The sequence below is a fragment of the Vibrio aphrogenes genome (assembly GCF_002157735.2).
Lineage (GTDB): Bacteria > Pseudomonadota > Gammaproteobacteria > Enterobacterales > Vibrionaceae > Vibrio > Vibrio aphrogenes.
The window spans coordinates 961,695-983,504 of sequence record NZ_AP018689.1 but is presented as its reverse complement, the minus strand read 5'-3'; the positions used below and the strand labels follow the sequence as shown (position 1 = coordinate 983,504).

Below are 21,810 nucleotides of genomic sequence, written 5' to 3'. Positions count from 1 at the left end.
AAAAAAACGGCCTAATGCTATAACATTAAACCGTTTTATAAAATGACTTATTTACCCTAATGGTGTTTCTGTTGATATAGACAACAAAAAAACCATGTTAGATAAAATTAGACACGTTTGAAAATTAACGAGCCATTGGTGCCACCAAAGCCAAATGAATTACATAATGCGTATTCCATATTTTCGACTTTACGTGCTGTATGTGGAACATAATCGAGATCACAACCTTCATCTGGGTTATCCAGGTTAATGGTCGGCGGTACGATTTGATCCACGAGTGTCATTGCCGTAATAATGGCTTCTACTGAGCCAGCGGCACCTAATAGGTGACCTGTCATAGATTTGGTCGAAGAAACTAATACGTTTTTCGCAGCTTCTTCACCTAAAGCACGTTTGATGCCCAATGTTTCTGCCACGTCACCAGCAGGTGTTGAGGTACCGTGAGCATTAACGTAACCAATTTGTGCGCCAGTAATACCAGCATCACGAATCGCCGCTTCCATCGCCAGTGCACCACCAGAACCATCAGCGCTTGGCGAGGTCATGTGGTAAGCGTCACCACTCATACCAAAGCCAACGACTTCACAGTAAATTTTTGCACCACGAGCTTTAGCATGTTCATACTCTTCTAGCATCATCATGCCGGCACCGTCACCTAAAACAAAACCATCACGGTCTTTATCCCAAGGACGAGACGCTAATTCTGGCTCATCATTACGGCTTGAAAGTGCTTTAGCCGCAGCAAAACCACTCATCGCAAGAGGTGTTGAAGCTTTCTCTGCTCCGCCTGCTAGCATAGCATCAGCATCACCGTAAGCAATCATACGTGCAGCATGACCAATATTATGTAAACCTGTCGTACACGCTGTAGAAATCGCGATATTGGGTCCACGAAGTCCTTTCATGATAGACATGTGACCTGCAATCATGTTCACAATGGTTGAAGGAACAAAGAATGGACTCATTCTACGAGGACCTTTTTCTCGTAAAGTATGAGAGGCTTCTTCAATAATACCAATACCACCGATACCAGAACCAATAGCAACACCAACACGTGCGGCATTCTCTTCCGTGATTTCTAGGTTTGAATCGTTAAAGGCTTGAATACCCGCCGCGATACCATATTGGATAAATAAATCCATTTTGCGGGCTTCTTTCTTAGGCATGTACTCTTCACAGTCGAAGTTTTTCACTAAGCCTGCAAAACGAGTAGAAAAATTGGTGGTGTCAAAGTGTTCGATATTCACGATACCGCTTTGACCGGCTAAAAGGGCTTTCCAAGAGGATTCAACTGTGTTGCCTACCGGTGACAACATCCCCATGCCTGTAACAACTACACGACGCTTGGACACGATTCTTTCTCCGGAGATTATATACTGAGAGTAGTAAGGATGGATGATTCTAGAAAAACTCAGGCGGTCTGGGAGACCGCCTGGAGATGTTATTACTGTGCGCTGTTTACGTAGTCGATTGCAGCTTGAACAGTAGTAATTTTTTCAGCTTCTTCGTCAGGGATTTCAGTGTCGAATTCCTCTTCTAAAGCCATTACTAGCTCTACTGTATCTAGAGAATCAGCACCTAGATCATCAACGAAAGAAGCTTCGTTTTTTACTTCTGCTTCGTCTACACCTAGTTGTTCAACAATGATTTTTTTTACGCGTTCTTCGATGTTGCTCATTTTTCTTTTCCTATTACAGAGAGTTCGCTTAAATGCGATGTTAGCCGTAGTTTATTCAAACTTTTAAAAGTTGCAAGACTGACCTTGCTGGTCAAACCACAAATTTTATGTTTTTCACTGATATTTGGCACATTTTTGACCTAAATCATGCAAAACGCTGTTTAAAAAGCACTCACACAGATTTAGACCATATACATGCCGCCATTCACGTGAAGTGTTTCGCCTGTTATATAAGCAGCTTCATCAGAGGCTAAAAATACAACCGCAGAAGCAATTTCACGAGGATCACCTAATCGACCTGCTGGCACTTGTGATAGTGTAGCAGCACGTTGGTCATCATTCAGTGCTTTTGTCATATCTGTCTCAATAAAACCCGGTGCAACGGTGTTCACTGTTACACCACGAGAAGCGACTTCACGAGCCATAGACTTAGTAAAGCCAATTACTCCTGCTTTCGCTGCAGCGTAGTTAGCTTGACCGGCATTGCCCATTGTACCCACAACTGAGCCAACATTAACAATACGACCATGACGTTTCTTCATCATGCCTCGAAGAACCGCTTTAGACAAACGGAAAATCGAAGTTAAGTTAGTATCCATGATATCTTGCCATTCGTCATCTTTCATACGCATAAGTAAGTTATCACGAGTGATACCAGCATTATTCACTAAAATGTCAATTCCGCCGAATTGATCATTAATGGTTTTGATCGTTTCAGCAACCGAATCGGCATCCGTTACATTCAATGCTAAACCTGTACCATTGCTGCCAAGGTAGTCACTAATGGCTTGTGCGCCAGATTCACTGGTTGCCGTACCGACGACCGTAGCTCCACGCTCAACAAGTAGCTCAGCGATTGCACGACCGATACCTCGACTGGCACCAGTAACAAGTGCAATTTTACCTTCAAGATTCATTATAAATCCTCTTTATGACTGAAATTTTGTGACTAAACATAATATTACGCTTAGTTGTCATCATTAACCACGTACAGCATCAACTGAAGCAACATCATTAACCGCTTGAGCGCTTAATGATTTAACAATACGTTTTGTCAAACCAGTGAGTACTTTACCTGGACCAAACTCTAATAGCGATTCAACACCTTGTTCATGCATGGCGATCACGCCTTCAGTCCAACGTACAGGGCTATAAAGTTGACGAACTAACGCCTCTTTAATTTTTGCTGGATTCGTTTCTGCAATCACATCAACGTTATTAATTACAGGCACCGTTGGTGTATTGAACTCAATATTTTCTAATGCTTCTGCTAATTTATCTGCCGCTGGCTTCATTAATGCGCAGTGCGATGGTACCGACACAGGAAGAGGTAAAGCACGTTTTGCACCTGCCGCTTTACATAGCTCGCCTGCACGTTCAACTGCCGCTTTATTGCCCGCAATCACCACTTGACCAGGAGAGTTAAAGTTAACTGGTGATACAACTTCACCTTGTGCCGCTTCTTCACAAGCTTTCGCGATAGCCGCATCATCTAAACCAATGATTGCGAACATGGCCCCCACTCCAGCAGGAACGGCTTGTTGCATCAACTCTCCGCGTAGTGCGACTAATTTAATTGCTTGTTTAAAATCAATTACGCCTGCACAAACTAAAGCAGAATACTCACCCAAGCTATGACCGGCTACGACTTGAGGTTGTTCCCCACCAATTTCTTGCCATACACGCCAAATAGCAACAGATGAAGCTAATAATGCAGGTTGAGTACGGAATGTCTCGTTTAAGTCTTCTACCGGGCCATTTTGAACCAATGCCCATAAATCATAACCTAGCGCTTCTGATGCTTCTGAAAATGTTGATTTTACAACTTCATATTGCTCACCTAGGTCAGCTAGCATTCCTACTGTTTGTGAACCTTGTCCAGGAAAGACAACCGCAAACTTACTCATAGTAAATTCCTTGAAATAAAATAATATGCTCTATGTATTTAATGCAATAAACACATAAATGAAAAATTAGAATTTGACGAGCGCAGAGCCCCAGGTAAAACCACCACCGAAGGCTTCAAGTAATAACAACTGCCCACGTTGAATACGACCATCACGAACCGCTTCATCTAAAGCCGTTGGAACGGTTGCCGCTGAGGTATTACCATGACGATCTAGGGTTACGACTACTTGATCAAGTGACATGGCTAACTTTTTAGCTGTTGCTGAGATAATACGTAAGTTAGCTTGATGAGGAACTAACCAATCTAGCTCTGTTTTTGCCATATTATTGGCTTCTAACGTATCTTTCACTAATTTTGATAATTGTGTTACTGCGACTTTAAACACTTCATTGCCTGCCATGTGCAACCAAGCATCAATATTTTCACCACGCTTGGCTTCCTCTAAGCTCAGTAACTCACCAAAGCGACCATCAGCATGTAAATGTGTCGAAATAATTCCAGGCTCTTCACTGGCACCTAGCACGACCGCACCCGCCGCATCACCAAATAAAATAATCGTGGAACGATCTTCAGGATCGCACATTTTTGACAAGGCGTCGGCACCAATCACTAACACATGTTTTGCCATGCCTGTTTTAATGTGTTGATCGGCAATAGATAGCCCATAAACAAAGCCAGAACAAGCCGCCGCCACATCAAATGCTGGGCAACCTTTAATGCCCAATGCTGCTTGAACCTGACAAGCCGATGAAGGGAATTTATGGCTACCGCTGGTAGTGGCAACAATAATTAAGTCAATATCATGTTTATCAATTCCCGCCATTTCAATGGCATTGACCGAGGCATGATAAGCCATATCAGCCACTGACTCATCAGGCGCTGATATACGGCGTTCACGGATACCCGTGCGGGTTACGATCCATTCATCGCTGGTATCCACCATTTTTTCTAAATCGGCGTTAGTACGCACTTGAGTTGGTAGATAACTACCCGTTCCTAAAATTTTGCTATTCATGAAGACTAATAATGCCTCTCGAGTAAAACCGCTTCTAAGCGATCGCTTATACGGTTTGGAACTTGCTGTTTCACTTCATACACCGCTTCACCAATCGCATTGATCATAGCAGATGTATCAGCGTGTCCGTGACTTTTGATAACAATGCCGCGCAATCCTAACAAACTTGCGCCGTTATACTGGTCGGGGTTCAAGGTTTTTAACTCATTAAATAAATGAGAGAATAATTTTCGAGCAATCCAACCCTTTATCGTAGACGATGTAAAGTAGCTCTTTAATTTTTGATGAAATAAGTGAGCCACACCTTCACAGGTTTTTAGACACACATTCCCAACGAATCCATCACAAACTATCACATCTGCAACATCATAAAAAAGCTGATTTCCTTCAATATAACCAGAATAATTAATTTCTTTCGTTTGGCTGAGTAATTCTGAGCAACGTTTAACTAAATCGTTACCTTTTATTTCTTCTTCACCAACATTTAAAATCGATACTCTAGGAGGGTATGGGAGATGTACTTGCGCTAAAGCGCTCCCCATAACAGCAAATTGAAATAAGGTATCAGCATCAACCGAAACATTAGCACCAAGATCAAGCATCCATGTTTTTTTGCCAGAAACCGTCGGCAGAGCACTAATTAAAGCCGGTCGCTCAATACCAGGTAATAATTTCAGACGAAACTTCGATAATGCCATCAAGGCCCCAGTGTTTCCTCCACTGACACAGGCATTTGCCATCCCATCAGCCACTTGATCGAGTGCGATACGCATAGAGGTACCTGCACTATTGCGCAAAGCTAAGGATGGTTTTTCGCGATTAGAAATACACCTCTCACTATGTTTAATAATGAGACGAGGAGTCGGAGTAAATCCGAGATGTGTTAGTTCATTCGTGATTTGTTCACGATCACCAACTAAGATAACTTTCAGCTCTGGGAAATGTGACAATGCCTGCACGGCGGCAGGCACTGTTACGCGAGGACCGAAATCCCCGCCCATTGCATCAAGTGCAACGGTAATATTTTGCAAAGGTCAACCTTACTTGTTGATAACCTTTTTGCCACGGTAGTAACCGTCAGCAGTCACGTTGTGACGTAGGTGAGTTTCACCTGAAGTTGCGTCTACAGATAATGCACTAGTTGTTAGTGCATCGTGTGAACGACGCATGCCACGCATTGAACGTGATTTTTTGCTCTTTTGTACGGCCATGACCCTACTCCTTCGTTTTTAATCGTTAATATTTGTTAACAACACTAACGCTTCAAATTTTTTAAAACATCAAATGGATTCGGCTTATCTTCCACAATTTCTTTAGGAAGCTCACCAAACACCAAATTGTTTGATTGAACGCTACATTCAGATTCATCATGCATCGCAATTTGAGGTAATTCTAGAATGAACTCGTCTTCGACTAATTTAATCAGATCCAACTCACCGTACTCGTTCAGATCTACCAAATCGTACTCTTCGGGTGCGTCTTGTTCACTTTTCTCACTATAGATAGGAGTACAAGTGAATTCTACTTCGCATGTATGTGCGAATATCTCATTACAGCGTTGACATTCTAAATCGACTTCGACGTTAGCTTTACCAGAGATAACGACTAATCGTTGTTCATCCAACTCAAAGGACAATGATACTTCTGCGTCACGTTTGACGCCTTCAGTAAACTCAGTTAAGCGTTTTAATAAACTGACTTGGATTATACCTTGATAATCTAAGCGTTTTTGCGCTGATTTTGCTGGGTCCACTGTACGCGGTATTTTTACCTTTTGCATAGGGCGCGAATATTATCCTCCAAAATGAATTTAGTCAAAGAAAAAGGTAAAAAACTTACACTTTCTCTTATCATTATAAATGCGCCTTGATACATGACGCATGGTTTCAATTAGTTTACAGTGCAACGTTATGTTAACTGTTTAAAACAAAGTGAATATTTATGATGCCAACGTTGATTTTAGCGTCTACCTCAACTTATCGAAAACAATTATTAGATAAATTGGCGCTCCCGTTTGAAACCCGTCAACCTCATTGCGATGAAACACCAATGGAAGGTGAAAGTGCCGAAGCTTTGGTTGTACGCTTAGCGCAACAGAAAGCACAGTCTTGCGCCACCTCATCAACGGCCAATGAACTGATTATTGGCTCCGATCAAGTTTGTATGATCGACGGTCACATCGTGGGTAAACCGCATACTCGAGAAAAAGCCATTCAACAACTCTCTCAAGCGAGCGGTAAAATCATCACCTTTTATACTGGCCTTGCACTTTATCATTCCCAAACCCAGCAATGCGATACACAATTAGATTGTTTCAATGTCCATTTCAGAGCATTAACTCAATCTCAAATTGAATATTATGTCGATACTGAACAACCATTCAATTGTGCCGGCAGCTTTAAAAGCGAAGGGTTAGGCATTGCTCTATTTGAGCGATTAGAAGGTAAGGACCCCAATGCATTGATTGGCCTACCTCTTATCACCTTAATTGATATGCTTGAACAACAAGGGATCCAGGTATTAGCTTAAGCATTTCGTTATACGCCTCGCCTCTCAAACGGATTCATGTTCTAAAGCCAGGTTTAGCAATAAAAATCTGTGACTATTATAAAAAAATAAGTGGCGATTCTTAACCAGAAGCGCCACCCTTTATATTTACAACAGTCTTACTCTGTACTTATTTTGAACGTAACCCTATCAACACTTGATCCAATTTCTGTTCCATTGGAGCGGAAATATCCATGGGTTGTTCAGTGGCTGGGTGAATAAATTTAATATTGGCGGCATGCAGAAATAATCGGTCTAACCCCACTTGCCCAGTATAAGCATCAAAGCGGCGGTCACCATAACGGTCATCCCAAGCAATAGGGTGCCCGACATACTGACAATGCACACGAATTTGATGGGTTCTTCCTGTAATCGGGCTCGCTTGAACTAAAGTCGCTTGGTTAAACTTCTCTAAAATCTTATAACGAGTTTCTGACGGCTTACCATTGGGGTTAACCCTCACAATACTATTCACTTCATTTTTGAGCAGCGGAGCCTTGACCACTTTACAGCTCGACTTCCACTCTCCCATGACTAAAGCAAAATAATACTTCTGTACGGTCTTCTCGCGAAACTGTGCTTGTAAGTGACGCAATGCTGAGCGTTTTTTCGCAACCAGTAAAATACCTGACGTATCACGGTCGATTCGATGCACTAGCTCTAAAAAGCGCGCTTCTGGCCTCAATGCTCGCAATGCTTCGATAGCGCCAAACTTTAAGCCACTGCCACCATGCACCGCCGTTCCTGATGGTTTATTAAGAATCAGCAGGCTGTCATCTTCAAAAATAATGCAGCTTTCCAATTCAGACACTTTATCTAATTTAGTGCTAATGGGGGCAGCATCTTCTTCTAAGGAAATGCGTACCGGTGGAATACGCACAATATCGCCAGCTTGCAATTTGTATTCTGCTTTTACGCGCTTTTTATTCACGCGCACTTCTCCCTTACGCAAGATACGATACACCATGCTTTTAGGGATTTGCTTGAGTTGATTACGTAAAAAATTGTCGACACGTTGACCAGCCATATCACTGTCAATATCAACAAATTTCACTTCTGTTTTAAATTCGGTCATAGTGCCTATTCTATCACTCAAACCCTAAGCAATGGCATAAGATTTTTGATTTTATTCACGGCATTTTATCCCCCACATTCATTTTCAGCAGGCAACTGAACAAAATACCAACACCAAATAGCTCAAGCACCTGTTATAAAAGGTGTTAACTTAATAATGATTGAAATGGAATCAGGTAAATATTGTAAGTTAATCACAGGTTTTCCTATTTATTTATCGAGTTTGGCATAAAGCTGATTGCTGATATTTCTTGGCGCTGCTATAGTTCACAGCTGCAATGGTTGTATTGAACATTTTCTATGCATATTTAATGTCTTCCATTTGCGAAATGAGTAGAAGCTTCTGAAATCTGTGCTGCATTAGGCGTAAGACATAGCTGAAGAAGACCAACTTATCGCCTACTCACGTTATCAATGCAGAAGTAATACCGGCTCGAATTCGGACCAAGCATTCTCGTTCTACCCAAAATGATTGAAGTTACTGCAACTAATAATTGAAGTTACTGCGACTTTAAGTAAACAAGGTAGGAATGTTTGGTGACTATTGTGCCCAAGAGCATCCCCTATACAGCCGTGAGGTTGAAGCCAAAGCCATGGGATCCGGCACCTTTGATGCGACAAAAGCGATAAGCAATTATCACGAAGAAAAAACAACGAGAATTTAAAAAATGAAAAGAATGTTGATCAACGCAACTCAAAAAGAAGAGTTGCGCGTCGCATTAGTTGATGGTCAGCGACTGTTCGATTTAGATATTGAAAGTCCTGGACATGAATCTAAAAAAGCAAATATTTATAAAGGCCGTATCACTCGAGTAGAACCAAGTTTAGAAGCTGCATTTGTAGACTATGGTGCTGACCGTCACGGTTTCCTCCCTCTTAAAGAAATCGCCCGCGATTATTTCCCTGCAGGTTATACCTACCAAGGCCGTCCGAACATTAAAGAAGTGCTCAAAGAAGGCCAAGAAGTCATCGTACAAGTTGAAAAAGAAGAACGTGGCCAAAAAGGCGCGGCTCTAACGACCTTCATCTCTCTTGCAGGCAGTTACTTAGTTCTTATGCCTAATAACCCTCGTGCTGGCGGTATTTCTCGTCGTATCGAAGGGGATGAGCGTACCCAATTAAAAGCCGCATTAAGCACATTAGAATTACCACAAGGCATGGGCTTAATTGTTCGTACTGCAGGTGTTGGCAAAAGTGCTGAAGAGCTTGAATGGGATCTAAATATCCTATTAAAACACTGGTCGGCGATTAAAGAAGCCGCGGATACTGAAGCCGCTCCCTTCTTAATTCACCAAGAAAGTAATGTGATTGTACGTGCAATCCGCGATTACCTACGCCGTGATATTGGTGAAATTTTAATTGATAGCAATACTATTTATGAACGTGCAAAAGCGCATATTCAACTTGTTCGCCCAGATTTCGTTTCTCGCGTAAAAAAATACGATGGCGATGTACCGCTATTTAGTCATTACCAAATTGAGAGTCAGATTGAGTCAGCCTTCCAACGTGAAGTTCGCCTTCCATCTGGTGGCTCTATCGTTATCGATCCAACCGAAGCACTGACTTCTATTGATATCAACTCAGCCCGCGCAACCAAAGGCGGCGACATTGAAGAAACCGCTTTAAATACTAACCTAGAAGCCGCCGATGAGATTGCACGTCAATTACGCTTACGCGACTTAGGTGGTCTTGTGGTTATCGATTTCATTGATATGACGCCAGTTCGTCACCAACGTGAAGTCGAAACACGTATGCGTGAAGCGGTTCGTATGGACCGTGCTCGTGTACAAATTGGTCGTATTTCTCGCTTTGGATTATTAGAGATGTCTCGCCAACGCTTGAGCCCATCTCTTGCTGAAGCTAGCCACCACATTTGTCCACGCTGTACCGGTACCGGTGTCGTGCGTGATAACGAATCACTTGCTCTGTCTGTCCTTCGTTTAATTGAAGAAGAAGCATTAAAAGACAACAGTTCTCAAGTACTGGCTGTGGTTCCCGTTCCAATTGCCTCTTACTTATTGAACGAAAAACGTAAATCTATTCAGCATATTGAAAAGCATCAAGAAGTGAACATTATTGTTGTGCCAAATGCTGATATGGAGACACCACACTTTGAAGTGGTGCGTTTACGTGATGGTGAAGAACATCAAATTCTGTCTTATTTAATGCCGAAGAAAATCGAAGTATTGAAAGAGACTGAAGACCCGGGTTATGCCGATATTAAACCTCGTCGTATTGAAGAGCCTGTCCTAAAAGGTTTTGCTCCATCAAGCGCACCGGCACCAACGGCAACTGCTGAAGCGAAACCAAGTGTCGAGCCAACAGTAAAACCTAAGTCTGGCGGTTTCTTTAAAGCCCTTGCTAACTTCTTCTTTGGTAAAACTGAAAAAGAAGAGCAAGCCGTAGAAGAAGCGAAACCAGCTCAAACGAATAACCGTTCACGTAACGACCAGCGCGATAACAATCGTCGCCGTAATAATCGTGATCGTAATGAGCAACGTAATAAACGTCGTAAACCTCGCAACAACGAGGAAAGTACAGAAAAAGCCGCAGTAGACAATGTCCCTGCGCCGACCGAAGTACGTAACGATAAAAAACGCAAACCAAAGCAAGATAAAAAGCCGAGCAAAAACACCTCAAAAGTGGTTGAACAAGGTCAACAAATTGCGGCAGAAGCACAAGCGAAATCACCTTCAGCTGAAGAAAAAACGACTCAAGTGAAGCAACGTCGTCAACGTCGTCAGATGAAGAAAAAAGTTCGTATTAACCAACAAGTAGCTGACGAAGCTGTCGTCGCACCAGCAGCAGAGCAAGTGCCTGCAGCACAAGAAGTGGCAAAAGCAGAATCTGCACAACAAACTGCAGCTAAGCCAGAAGCTAACAATAAAGAAGAAGGTCAACAGCGTCGTAACCGTCGTTCACCTCGTCACTTACGTGCCAGTGGTCAACGTCGTCGCCGTACTCGTGATCGTCGTCCAAATCCTTACCGTCTACGCAGTGGTGGTATGGCATCACCAGAAATGGCGATGGGTAAAGTTTGGCCTAAATACGTGGCAGAAAAACCGAATCACAAAACTGCCAAACCAGCGGTAGAAACGACGATTCAAGGTGGCTTTGCGTTCCCTGAAATGTCAATGGGTAAAATCATCGTTTGGGCGAATAAATCCAATGCTAAGTCAGTAGAATCACGTATTGAAACGCCTGTGGCAACAACCCAAAAACAGGACATCGTTCCGTCTCCTGTGATGGAAAGCGTAGAGCAAACAGCAAGCACAACTCAATCTGTTGAAGTGACGCGTACGCCAGTTGAAGCGGCAAAAGCTACTGAAGCGGTAAAAGCAACTAAGGTTGTTGAAGCCACCCTTGTTGAAAGTAACGTTGATGAAGCTAAAGTTACTGAAAACAAAGTTATCGAAAGTAAAGCTATCGAAAGCAAAGCGACTGAAGATAATTTGGTAGAAAACAAGCCAACAAGCCAAACGCCTGATGCTCAAGTGGAAATGAAAACTTCCACGCAACAAGCCGAGCCAGAGCAAGCCGTTGCCGCTCCTACTTTGACCGTTGCGCCTAAAGCTCAACAAGCAAAAACGCCTAAATCGGTGAAAGTCAAAGCCGCTAAAGCCAGCTCGCATGTCAGTGCGCCAATGGCAAAAGCTTCAGGAACGGGTGTACTTAATGACATTACTGTCGTAGCCGCGCCTTTCCGTGAATCTACCTTCACCGGTAAAGTTGCGGGTAGCCAGGCAGCAACTGGTCATGCGAGTTCGGTTATGTCGAAAACGCACGATGCTTAATCGTCAGAGTTAACCCTCTCACGAACAAAAGAAGGTCGCACTCATTGCGACCTTCTTTTTTTATGTTTATCTGTCGATAAAGTGCTTTTCATTTTTGCATTCTTAATAATCAAGAACCATAACTTGTTGCAGGAAATACAACCATTCTGTAACATTCGTCAACCAATTTATCCACTCTCTAATTAATAACGTCCTTTTATTCCAAGTTTTGGTTTATTAGTTAGAGCCCATTTGTTCTAATTTTTAACTGAGAAAACATGTTTGAATTTCCCCAAATGTCGAGTCAATCCGTAAAAAATGATGTTTTATCTGGTTTAACCGTGGCTTTAGCTCTCGTACCAGAAGCCGTTGCTTTTGCTTTTGTTGCCGGTGTTGATCCTATGATAGGTCTATATGCGGCCTTTATTATGGGGTTGATGACCTCTATTTTCGGTGGCCGACCAGGCATGATCTCTGGTGCGACTGGTGCAACGGCCGTCGTAATGGTCAGCCTTGTGGCGGTGCATGGTATACAATATCTTTTTGCTGCCGTGCTACTCGTTGGCGTACTCCAAATTACCGCCGGCTTACTCAAACTCGGCAAATTTATCCGTATCGTCCCTCATCCTGTAATGATTGGCTTTGTGAACGGCTTAGCTATCGTGATCTTCATGGCGCAGCTCGGTCAGTTTAAGGCCCCGGATATCAACGGCATGATGACTTGGTTACCACAAGGCCCAATGATGATCATGTTAGGCTTGGTGGCATTAACTATGGCCATCATTTACTTTTTGCCTAAATTAACAACGGCCGTTCCTTCTTCTTTAGTCGCCATTGTGGCCGTCACCGCGATTACGCAAGTGTTCGATCTTGATACTCGAACCGTTGTCGACTATCTACGCACTATGTCAGGCGACCTTAATGCTACACTCGCAGGTGAATTACCGACTTTTGCTCTACCTGCAGTCCCATTTAATTTAGAAACCTTAAAAATCATTTTCCCTTATGCTCTGATCATTGCGGCAATTGGTTTAATTGAATCGCTACTGACTTTGACGGTTGTTGACGAGATGACCAACACCCGTGGTAAGGGTAATCGTGAATGTATTGGACAAGGCTTAGGGAATCTCACTTGTTCCGTGTTTGGTGCTATGGGCGGTTGTGCCATGATTGGTCAATCGATGATTAACATCAACTCTGGAGGACGCAGTCGCCTTTCCGGGATCACCGCGGCCATCGCCTTATTGTGCTTTATTCTATTTACTGCAACTTGGATTGAAATGATCCCACTTGCGGCCTTAGTGGGCGTTATGTTTATGGTTGTCATTGGAACCTTTGAATGGGCGACCTTCAAACTGGCTCGCCGTGTGCCAAAACAAGACTTCTTTGTGATTATTCTGGTCACCATCGTAACCGTCTTAACCGACTTAGCAGTTGCAGTTGGTGTTGGTGTCGTCGCTTCTGCCCTAATGTTTGCGTGGCAACATGCGAAACACATCAATGCAGTAACCACCATCAATGAAGAAGGCTCTAAAGTATACCAAATCAATGGCCCTATCTTCTTTGGCTCTGCTGCTAATTTTACTGAGCTATTTAATGCTTATGATGATCCACAAGATGTGATTATCGATTTTGCTCAGTCTCGCGTGGTGGATCATTCAGCGATTGAAGCAATTGAAACTGTAGCTGATCGTTACGCTAAATTAGGTAAAACCTTGCATCTACGTCATTTAAGCCAAGATTGCCGCACCTTATTGCATAAAGCTGGTAGCTTAGTTGAAATCAATGTTAAAGAAGACCCGAGCTACAAAGTCATTACTGATTTATTAGCCGACTAACCTTTTCGTTACCGTTGAAACACGCCCATGATCACTTATAAGATGATGGGCGTTTTTATACCCGCTAAACAAGGATGATTCATGCCAGAACACAAACACGATAACCATCAACAACGCCAACAAAAGCTCAAGCAACAAGTCGATAAACGCATTGAGGCAGCTCAAGAAGAACGAGGCTTACTGCTTGTTATCACCGGTAATGGTAAAGGTAAAACCACTTCTGGATTTGGAATGATCACTCGAGCGCTCGGACATGGGCAAACTTGTGGAGTGGCGCAATTTATCAAAGGAACCTGGGATAATGGTGAAAAAAATTTACTCGAAAGGCTTGGCGTCCCATTTCATGTGATGGCGACCGGCTTTACTTGGGAGACTCAAGATAAACAAAAAGATACCGAAGCGGCTCAACAGGTATGGCAACAATGTCGACAGTTATTGTCTGATGACTCAATTGATGTCGTGTTGTTAGATGAACTGACTTATATGATCACTTACGGTTATATTGAGTTGGAGGAAGTTATACAAGCGCTGCAACATAGGCCTCGTGAGCAATCGGTCATTATTACTGGCCGTGCCGCACATCGCCAATTACTCGAGTTAGCTGATACGGTTTCAGAAGTCAGAAATGTCAAACATGGTTTTGAATCGGGCTTAAAAGCACGCAAAGGTATTGATTGGTAACTAGCTTCAACGACGGATAACTAGAGTCGAACAATAAGCAGGTCGTGAACTTCTTGAGTTATGCACGTCCATGAAAAAAGCCTGAGGTCGACAACCTCAGGCTCATATTCAATAACGCTCAAGCAACTTAGTTAAATAAGCTATTTAGCAAATCACCTGCCGCTTTTTTCACATCATCTTTTGATTTAGAGTCATCATCACCGAGTAATTTATTGAGCCCGCGATCCACTTCTTTTTGTGCTTTCTCTTTAGCACGGTCGACCTCAGCTTGCACTTTTTGTTTGGTCTGATCATCTAAAGCCGCTTTAAAATCTGGCGTAATTTTAGGGTCAGCCCAGCTGCCTTTAATCCGGATCGGTAAGGTGATATTTTTCAACTCAGTGGTCTCTTTACCCTCTTGTCCTTTCAGCGTCCCTACAATCGATGCTTTCACTAAGAAATCAACGCTTTCATTGACATAGTTTGCTTGACCATTACCTAGAACGCGTAATAACGGAGATTTAACTGCCAGGTTATCGGTTGTCATCACCCCTTTAGAAAGGTTCAACGTTGAGGTGAAAGCACTAAAATCGGTTTTCTTAACTGTCTCAGCTTCCGCTTTTTTACCATTGAATAGCGCCTGAACAGAACGAACTTCATGTGCTACGTTAACACCATACAGTGCACCATCAGCGAAGTTGATGTTCACCACCCCAGCTAAGTTTTGCTTCGCTTTATCAACGATCAGACTCTTACCTTTTAAGTCCGCCGTGATATTACCTGTGCCTGCAATAAAATCCATTTGCGCGACATCGCTTAATAATGGCTGAACCTGGACCCCTTTAATTTCTTTATGAATACTATAAGTTGGCGTTGTTTGGCGAGCATCAATTTTAGCATTTGCCGCTATAGAGCCTTGGTATAAATTCGCCGCAAATTTTTGCAAATCAATCACGCCACGGTTCACTTTAAACTGTGTTTGAACATTCTGCATTTTCACATTGTTTGCAGTCAGCTTATCAATAGTAATCTTACCGGTAACATCCAGTGTTTTAGTCGCACTCAGATCAGGTTCAGATTCTTGAGTTGCTGTTTTGTTAGCGGCAGCCGTTTTCTCCGCGGCAGGTTGAGTCGCCTCGCTTGCTGTTGAAGCTCCTGACGATTGCTCCATTTCTGCTAACAAAGCATCCACATTGATCTCTGGACTGTGCATTGCAAAAACGACTTTCGGAATACTCGGCGCTAAACTGACTTGTGCAGAGCCATCAAATTGTAATTGATTAGCCGTCAACTTCGTTAAGACCACATCCAAATATTGCTTGGATAAATCAAAACTGATCGTCGATGCCATATCAATATTGAGGGGGTTAAGAGGTAACGCTTTACCCTCTACTTTACCTTTTACCGTCATTGCATCCAATGTCACTAAGGTCATGGCTTTATTCACGGTTAAAGTCGCGGCCTGTTGAATATCAAGATTCATATCAGCCGCCTTTCCTTGCACCGTCACGGCCATTTGATTCGGCGTATCAAATTGGAAGGTTTTCAAGTTCAGCGTAGCTTTCTTAATATCAGTCGCCCCATCTTTAAATTGCGCTTGAGCTTCCGTGTTGCGTAATTGGTAATCAGCTAGGTCTTGAGAGACTTTAAACTCTGTTTTACCAGCCGCAGAAAATTGCTGCTGATTATTGGTGCCAGTGATATTAAATTCAGCCTGACTCCATTGGTTAAAACTAAATTCAGATAAAGTAAAATTAACATCCGATAATGCTAAGTTTGAAGCAGTGGTCGCATCAAGCATCACAAGTTTGGCATCATTGACGGTAATGCCTGCCAACGTCACGCTCCAAGGGGCCTCAGTCTCACTGTTTGTCGCCTTAGATTCAGAAGCTGGTGCTTGCTCCGCAGGAGTAGTCTCTTGAGCGGCTTGCTCTTCTGCTGATTGCTTAACGATATCTAAATTAGAACGGCCATCTTTAAGCTTTTGGACAAAAATATCTGCCCCACTTAATGTGACATTGCCTATTTGTAGTTGGCGGTCTAACAGCGGAAGAACGGAAATATCCAATGCCGCTTCATCAATTTTAACCACCTGCTGCTGTTTAAAATCTTGGCTTGGATTTAAAACTTGGGTTTTGCCAATGGAAAAGCCTAAATGTGGGAAAAAGCTCCAAGAGATGTCGCCATCAATCACAAGATCGAAACCGGTTTGCGCTTTCGCTTGTTCAATGATCATGGGTTTAAATTGATTAGGATTTACAAATAAAACCAGTGCCAAAATCGCGATCACAATCACAGCGATAGGCACAGAAAGGAATAGGAGTACTTTTTTCATGACGTTCCCTTATTAAAAAGAAAAGTGGCGATACCAAAGGATAGCCACTTTTTTAAGAGTCAATTCTAAATTAAAGTCGTAACGACTTAATCTTCATTTATGCGGCTAGCAACGGCACCTTGCTGGTTTTTATATTTCGCGTTATTACGCTTGTTATACGGTTTTTCAGCATCACCGGATAACACTTCAAAACTTAATGCGCCAATTGGCATCATCGGCTTAAGTGCTAGCGGCAAACGACCAGAATTATAAAACTCTAATACAATACGCCCAGACCAACCTGGATCGATTCGGTGAGCAGTTACATGCACCATCAAACCTAATCGAGCCAAGGAAGAACGACCGTCTAACCACCCCACAATATTGGCCGGTAAATCAACCGATTCATAAGTGACCGCCAAAGCAAGTTGACCTGGATGCAAATAAAATTCTTCATCGTCTGAGATTTCTATTTCATCACTCATCACTTTTTCAAGTTGAGCCGTTACTTGATCTTTTTTACCAGACAGATCGATATAAGGCGCACTGTGATCATTAAATACACGGAACTGATGACCAAGGCGAACATCAACCGTTAAACCACTGATGCTCTCTTCCGATGGCGTTGGCGAAATGGCTATTTTACCTGCTTCCAAATATTTTTTTATATCCCTATCACACAATCTCACGAATATCTCTCCTAAGGTGGCTCTTAGCCTAATACATATTTCTTATGATTTCAAAAGCTTAGCGATATGAGCTTTAAGTACATCGATCGCAATACGGTTTTTACCACCACGTGGAACAATAATATCAGCGTGCTGTTTTGATGGTTCAATAAACTGCATGAACATTGGACGCACCGTTTTTTGATATTGTTTCAATACCGATTCCATAGTACGACCACGCTCTTCAACATCACGTTTAACACGACGTAATAAACAAATGTCTAATGGCGTATCCATAAAAACAGAAGCATGCATTAACTGACGTAAACGAGGTTCTGTTAGCAGTAAAATCCCTTCTAAAATGATGACCTTTTTTGGCGTCATTAATGTCGTATTCTCAGTACGAGTATGATCTGAATAGCTATACTCTGGAATTTCAACTGACTTACCTTGAACCAATTGCTCTAATTGTTCACATAATAAGTCATGATCTAATGCGCTAGGATGGTCATAATTTGTTTTTACACGCTCTTCCATACTAAGATGGCTTTGATCGCGATAATAGCAATCCTCTGTGATCACGCCAATCTGGTGATCACCGACTTTGGCACGTAATTCTTTATAGATGGTGCTTGCAATTAAGCTCTTCCCTGAAGCCGATGCGCCGGCGATTCCTACAATGACGCATTTATTTTTTTCAGGCATGTTTTGTTGTTCTGACATGTAAAGCACCCAAGCTCAATAGTGACAAGGAAACCCAAGTTGATTCCAGCGTTTTTCTAAGAATCAAAATGGGTATTTAAACCGCTTGATTATATACCCAAAATTAGGCGTGGTGCGAGTTACAAAAGCAATTTATTAATTGAATCAAAGTAGAGATGCTTATTTCTCCACCAATTTTTCATTTAATTCACTTCCACAAAACGAATTTCATCCGGTTTTGGTTTTCCTTGCCAAAATAAGTTGGCTGAAACATGTGATGCCAACTGTTGATAAATTAAGCCATGTTCACTTTGAGGCCTTGCTGCAACGGTAGGACAACCATTATCAATATCACTTCTCACATCAATATGCAGTGGAATTTGTGCTAATAAGGCAAGCTGAGCTTCTTGCGCCATTTTGGCCGCACCACCCTGTCCAAAAATGGCTTCATGGTGACCACAATTTGAGCAAATGTGATAACTCATATTTTCAATCAAACCTAAAACTGGAATATCCACTTTTTCAAACATGGTGACGCCTTTTTTAGCATCGGCTAGTGCGATATCTTGCGGCGTAGTCACCACTACAGCAGAAGTGACAGGAACTTGTTGTGCTAAGGTGAGCTGAATATCCCCTGTACCTGGTGGCATATCAATCACTAAATAATCCAATTGTGGCCACAAGGTTTCATTGAGTATTTGTCCCAGTGCTTTTGACGCCATTGGCCCTCGCCAAATTGCCGCGTCTTGGTCGTCAATCAAATAACCAATCGAGTTAGTAAACAGCCCGTGAGCTTCTACCGGGAGCATCCATTTACCATCTTGTACATCAGGTTGTGCGCCTTGAGTGCCGAGCATTAAGGGAACCGATGGGCCATAGATATCGGCATCTAACAAGCCAACCTTGGCGCCCAGAGCCTGCAATGCCAAGGCTAAATTGACGGCAGTGGTTGATTTGCCGACACCACCTTTTGCTGACGTTACCGCGATAATATTCTTGACTCCTTTCACGGCTTGACTTTGTTTGGTGACTAAGGGCTTAACTTGAGTCGTAATCTCAACCAAAGGAAAACCTTGCTCCCTTTGAGTCTCACACCAGGCTTGCAATTCTTCTACCAAGCCTTGATACACAAAAGGTAAGGTGATGCGTAAATGACCTTGTTTTATCATTTGCACAAGATTTGGTGTATCAGCCCAATGCTCAATCAAAGCTTCATGTTCAAATTGGTTTAAGCGTTGGAGACAGGCTTCTTTGGTGCGGTACAAATCAGACATAAAACCTCTTTAATGGCGAGTCAATTAACTCCGCCATCGTAACAATATTTGTTGCTCAGCAAAATATCTTAACCAATTGCGCTTAAAATAATGCCTAACAAACCTCCTCGTGGGCTTATCCGCATTAAAAATACCCCATAATGCCATGATGTGTTCTTGAAGTTAGTTGGCTATCGGGTAGAATCATTAACCACATTTATGACGATAAAGCTCTCCGGTATGCGCATTGTTTTTCAAGTCGCACACCCGCTTTGTCCATCTCTAAGAATAAGAAGCGAAAATAAACTATGGCAACTGACCCAAGAAAAATTTTGGTAACCTGTGCACTTCCTTATGCTAATGGCTCAATTCACCTAGGCCACATGCTTGAGCATATTCAAGCGGATGTTTGGGTTCGTTATCAGCGCCTACGTGGTAATACCGTCAACTTCATTTGTGCAGACGATGCTCACGGCACGCCAATCATGCTAAAAGCTCAACAGCTTGGGATCAAACCAGAAGATATGATCGCGGAAGTGCAAAAAGAGCATGAGAAAGATTTCGCCGGCTTCAACATCAGCTTTGATAATTATCACAGCACCCACAGTGACGAAAACCGCGAACTGGCGTCTTCTATTTACTTACGCTTAAAAGAAAATGGTTTTATTACCAGCCGCACTATTTCTCAATTATTCGATCCTGAAAAAGAAATGTTCTTACCGGATCGTTTTGTCAAAGGCACTTGTCCTAAGTGTAAAGCGGAAGATCAATATGGCGATAACTGTGATGCTTGTGGCGAAACCTACAGCCCAACGGATTTGATCAATCCAAAATCTGCGGTATCGGGTGCCACTCCAATCATGAAAGATTCTGAGCACTTCTTCTTCGATTTGCCACAATTCCAAAGCATGTTGAAAGAATGGACGCGTTCTGGCTCCCTACAAACCGAAACCGCCAACAAAATGCAAGAGTGGTTTGAGTCAGGCCTGCAACAATGGGACATCTCTCGTGATGCCCCTTATTTTGGCTTTGAAATCCCTGGTGAGAAAAATAAATTCTTCTATGTTTGGTTAGATGCGCCAATTGGGTACATGGGTTCATTTAAAAACCTTTGTGGCAAACGTGATGACTTAAACTTTGATGAATACTGGCAACAAGACAGCACCGCTGAGCTATACCACTTCATCGGTAAAGATATTGTCTACTTCCATAGCCTATTCTGGCCAGCCATGCTTGACGGTGCAGGCTTCCGCAAACCGAATAACGTGTTTGTTCATGGTTACGTTACGGTCAATGGCGCGAAAATGTCGAAATCGAAAGGCACTTTTGTTAAAGCTAGCACTTACTTAAATCACCTAGACCCAGAATGTCTGCGTTATTACTATGCCGCAAAACTTAATAGCCGTATTGACGACCTTGACCTTAACCTTGAAGATTTCACTCAACGTGTGAACTCTGATGTCGTAAACAAGATCGTTAACCTCGCTTCACGTAATGCTGGATTTATTACCAAACGTTTTGCAGGCAAGTTATCGGCTGAGTTTGCAGAACCAGCCTTGTATCAAGAATTTGTTGATGCTGCAGAGCGCATTGGCGAGCTATATGAAACACGTGAATTTGGCCGTGCTATCCGTGAAATCACCGCACTTGCAGACAAAGCCAACCAATACGTTGACGAAAAAGCCCCTTGGGTTATCGCGAAACAAGAAGGTAAAGACCAAGAACTGCAAGACATCTGTACGGTCGGCATTAACTTGTTCCGTGTCTTAATGACCTACTTGAAACCGGTTATGCCTGAGCTTGCTGCTCGCACAGAAGCCTTCTTAAATGAAACCTTAGCGTGGGATAACATTGCTCAACCACTTGTTGCTCATGAAATCACTAAATTTAAGGCGCTCTTTAACCGTATCGATCCTAAACATGTAGAAGCGATGATCGAAGCCTCTAAAGAAGATGCCGCAGCAGAAATGGCAGCGAAAGAGCAAGCACAACAAGCCGCTCAATCTGAATTAGATAAAGAGCCAATTGAAGCCGAAATCGAGTTTGATGACTTTGCAAAAATTGATCTGCGTATTGCGAAAATCATTGCGTGTGAATCCGTGCCAAAAGCCAACAAACTACTGAAATTCCAATTGGATATTGGTGGTGAAACGCGTCAAGTTTTCTCTGGCATTAAAGCAGCTTACCAACCGGAAGAACTCGTAGGTAAATTAACCGTCGTGGTTGCCAACCTTAAACCGCGTAAGATGAAGTTTGGTATGTCTGAAGGCATGATCCTAGCCGCTGGCCCTGGTGGCAAAGACCTATGGATTTTAGAGCCTCATGACGGCGCTCAACCTGGCATGCGTGTCATGTAAAATTCATATAATAGCCAAAGCA

At 42.7% G+C, this 21,810-nt stretch carries 18 protein-coding genes; 5 read left to right on the top strand and 13 right to left on the bottom strand.

Annotated features, from left to right (window positions below; genetic code table 11):
* Positions 1–107 precede the first annotated feature (107 nt).
* The 8 genes from fabF to yceD all read right to left on the bottom strand — a co-directional run bounded on the left by fabF (position 108) and on the right by yceD (position 6,382).
* Positions 108–1,352, bottom strand: a complete 1,245-nt coding sequence (gene fabF / locus VCA1004_RS04520; RefSeq protein ID WP_086982962.1) for a beta-ketoacyl-ACP synthase II — start codon at positions 1,350–1,352, stop codon at positions 108–110.
* Positions 1,353–1,444: 92 nt separating this feature from the next.
* On the bottom strand, positions 1,445–1,678 hold the full coding sequence (gene acpP, locus VCA1004_RS04515) for an acyl carrier protein (RefSeq protein ID WP_004406112.1): 234 nt from the start codon (positions 1,676–1,678) through the stop codon (positions 1,445–1,447).
* Positions 1,679–1,860: 182 nt separating this feature from the next.
* Positions 1,861–2,595, bottom strand: coding sequence for a 3-oxoacyl-ACP reductase FabG (gene fabG, locus VCA1004_RS04510; protein WP_086982960.1), 735 nt, complete (start codon positions 2,593–2,595; stop codon positions 1,861–1,863).
* A gap of 63 nt (positions 2,596–2,658) precedes the next feature.
* Positions 2,659–3,585: an ACP S-malonyltransferase gene (gene fabD, locus VCA1004_RS04505; protein ID WP_086982958.1), complete on the bottom strand. Its 927-nt coding sequence runs from the start codon at positions 3,583–3,585 to the stop codon at positions 2,659–2,661.
* A gap of 66 nt (positions 3,586–3,651) precedes the next feature.
* The gene (locus VCA1004_RS04500; RefSeq protein WP_086982956.1) at positions 3,652–4,602 is read right to left on the bottom strand and encodes a beta-ketoacyl-ACP synthase III; all 951 of its coding nucleotides are present in this window, start codon (positions 4,600–4,602) and stop codon (positions 3,652–3,654) included.
* Between the two features lie 5 nt (positions 4,603–4,607).
* Positions 4,608–5,633 (bottom strand): phosphate acyltransferase PlsX, encoded by a 1,026-nt coding sequence (gene plsX, locus VCA1004_RS04495; RefSeq protein ID WP_086982955.1) that lies wholly within the window; start codon positions 5,631–5,633, stop codon positions 4,608–4,610.
* A gap of 9 nt (positions 5,634–5,642) precedes the next feature.
* A complete protein-coding gene (gene rpmF / locus VCA1004_RS04490; RefSeq protein ID WP_017025198.1) occupies positions 5,643–5,813 on the bottom strand; it encodes a 50S ribosomal protein L32 in 171 nt (56 codons plus the stop codon).
* A 44-nt stretch (positions 5,814–5,857) separates the two neighbouring features.
* Complete coding sequence (yceD, locus tag VCA1004_RS04485) at positions 5,858–6,382, bottom strand: 23S rRNA accumulation protein YceD (RefSeq protein ID WP_086982953.1); 525 nt, start codon at positions 6,380–6,382, stop codon at positions 5,858–5,860.
* A gap of 164 nt (positions 6,383–6,546) precedes the next feature.
* On the opposite strand from yceD, the gene VCA1004_RS04480 reads away from it, so the two are divergent.
* Complete coding sequence (locus tag VCA1004_RS04480) at positions 6,547–7,131, top strand: Maf family protein (RefSeq protein ID WP_086984633.1); 585 nt, start codon at positions 6,547–6,549, stop codon at positions 7,129–7,131.
* A 148-nt stretch (positions 7,132–7,279) separates the two neighbouring features.
* On the opposite strand, the gene rluC is transcribed toward VCA1004_RS04480, so the two are convergent.
* Entirely contained in the window at positions 7,280–8,224 is a 945-nt protein-coding gene (gene rluC, locus VCA1004_RS04475) for a 23S rRNA pseudouridine(955/2504/2580) synthase RluC (protein ID WP_086982951.1), read from the bottom strand.
* Between the two features lie 667 nt (positions 8,225–8,891).
* Between rluC and rne the strand changes: the two genes are divergently transcribed.
* The 3 genes from rne (at position 8,892) to cobO (ending at position 14,515) form a co-directional block, all read left to right on the top strand.
* On the top strand, positions 8,892–12,017 hold the full coding sequence (gene rne, locus VCA1004_RS04470) for a ribonuclease E (protein WP_086982949.1): 3,126 nt from the start codon (positions 8,892–8,894) through the stop codon (positions 12,015–12,017).
* Between the two features lie 257 nt (positions 12,018–12,274).
* Positions 12,275–13,834, top strand: a complete 1,560-nt coding sequence (locus VCA1004_RS04465; protein WP_086982947.1) for a SulP family inorganic anion transporter — start codon at positions 12,275–12,277, stop codon at positions 13,832–13,834.
* 81 nt (positions 13,835–13,915) lie between these two features.
* Positions 13,916–14,515, top strand: a complete 600-nt coding sequence (cobO, locus tag VCA1004_RS04460; RefSeq protein WP_086982945.1) for a cob(I)yrinic acid a,c-diamide adenosyltransferase — start codon at positions 13,916–13,918, stop codon at positions 14,513–14,515.
* Positions 14,516–14,642: 127 nt separating this feature from the next.
* Here the strand turns inward: cobO and VCA1004_RS04455 are convergent, their stop codons facing one another.
* From VCA1004_RS04455 to apbC, 4 genes are all read right to left on the bottom strand, one after another.
* Positions 14,643–16,829, bottom strand: coding sequence for an AsmA family protein (locus tag VCA1004_RS04455; RefSeq protein WP_086982942.1), 2,187 nt, complete (start codon positions 16,827–16,829; stop codon positions 14,643–14,645).
* A gap of 86 nt (positions 16,830–16,915) precedes the next feature.
* The gene (gene dcd, locus VCA1004_RS04450; RefSeq protein ID WP_086982940.1) at positions 16,916–17,497 is read right to left on the bottom strand and encodes a dCTP deaminase; all 582 of its coding nucleotides are present in this window, start codon (positions 17,495–17,497) and stop codon (positions 16,916–16,918) included.
* A gap of 42 nt (positions 17,498–17,539) precedes the next feature.
* On the bottom strand, positions 17,540–18,181 hold the full coding sequence (gene udk / locus VCA1004_RS04445; RefSeq protein WP_086984632.1) for a uridine kinase: 642 nt from the start codon (positions 18,179–18,181) through the stop codon (positions 17,540–17,542).
* 200 nt (positions 18,182–18,381) lie between these two features.
* The gene (gene apbC, locus VCA1004_RS04440) at positions 18,382–19,452 is read right to left on the bottom strand and encodes an iron-sulfur cluster carrier protein ApbC (protein WP_086982937.1); all 1,071 of its coding nucleotides are present in this window, start codon (positions 19,450–19,452) and stop codon (positions 18,382–18,384) included.
* Positions 19,453–19,739: 287 nt separating this feature from the next.
* Here apbC and metG point away from each other — a divergent pair, with 287 nt between their 5' ends.
* A complete protein-coding gene (gene metG / locus VCA1004_RS04435; RefSeq protein WP_086982935.1) occupies positions 19,740–21,788 on the top strand; it encodes a methionine--tRNA ligase in 2,049 nt (682 codons plus the stop codon).
* The last annotated feature ends 22 nt before the right edge of the window (positions 21,789–21,810 follow it).

Excerpts from the sequence above, each read along its gene's own strand:
- VCA1004_RS04480 (WP_086984633.1), top strand. The coding sequence starts at position 6,547 with ATGCCAACGTTGATTTTAGCGTCTACCTCAACTTATCGAAAACAATTA.
- VCA1004_RS04465 (WP_086982947.1), top strand. The coding sequence starts at position 12,275 with ATGTTTGAATTTCCCCAAATGTCGAGTCAATCCGTAAAAAATGATGTT.
- fabG (WP_086982960.1), bottom strand. The coding sequence starts at position 2,595 with ATGAATCTTGAAGGTAAAATTGCACTTGTTACTGGTGCCAGTCGAGGT.
- fabD (WP_086982958.1), bottom strand. The coding sequence starts at position 3,585 with ATGAGTAAGTTTGCGGTTGTCTTTCCTGGACAAGGTTCACAAACAGTA.
- udk (WP_086984632.1), bottom strand. The coding sequence starts at position 18,181 with ATGCCTGAAAAAAATAAATGCGTCATTGTAGGAATCGCCGGCGCATCG.
- VCA1004_RS04500 (WP_086982956.1), bottom strand. The coding sequence starts at position 4,602 with ATGAATAGCAAAATTTTAGGAACGGGTAGTTATCTACCAACTCAAGTG.
- VCA1004_RS04455 (WP_086982942.1), bottom strand. The coding sequence starts at position 16,829 with ATGAAAAAAGTACTCCTATTCCTTTCTGTGCCTATCGCTGTGATTGTG.
- rpmF (WP_017025198.1), bottom strand. The coding sequence starts at position 5,813 with ATGGCCGTACAAAAGAGCAAAAAATCACGTTCAATGCGTGGCATGCGT.
- acpP (WP_004406112.1), bottom strand. The coding sequence starts at position 1,678 with ATGAGCAACATCGAAGAACGCGTAAAAAAAATCATTGTTGAACAACTA.
- rne (WP_086982949.1), top strand. The coding sequence starts at position 8,892 with ATGAAAAGAATGTTGATCAACGCAACTCAAAAAGAAGAGTTGCGCGTC.
- rluC (WP_086982951.1), bottom strand. The coding sequence starts at position 8,224 with ATGACCGAATTTAAAACAGAAGTGAAATTTGTTGATATTGACAGTGAT.
- apbC (WP_086982937.1), bottom strand. The coding sequence starts at position 19,452 with ATGTCTGATTTGTACCGCACCAAAGAAGCCTGTCTCCAACGCTTAAAC.
- metG (WP_086982935.1), top strand. The coding sequence starts at position 19,740 with ATGGCAACTGACCCAAGAAAAATTTTGGTAACCTGTGCACTTCCTTAT.
- cobO (WP_086982945.1), top strand. The coding sequence starts at position 13,916 with ATGCCAGAACACAAACACGATAACCATCAACAACGCCAACAAAAGCTC.
- yceD (WP_086982953.1), bottom strand. The coding sequence starts at position 6,382 with ATGCAAAAGGTAAAAATACCGCGTACAGTGGACCCAGCAAAATCAGCG.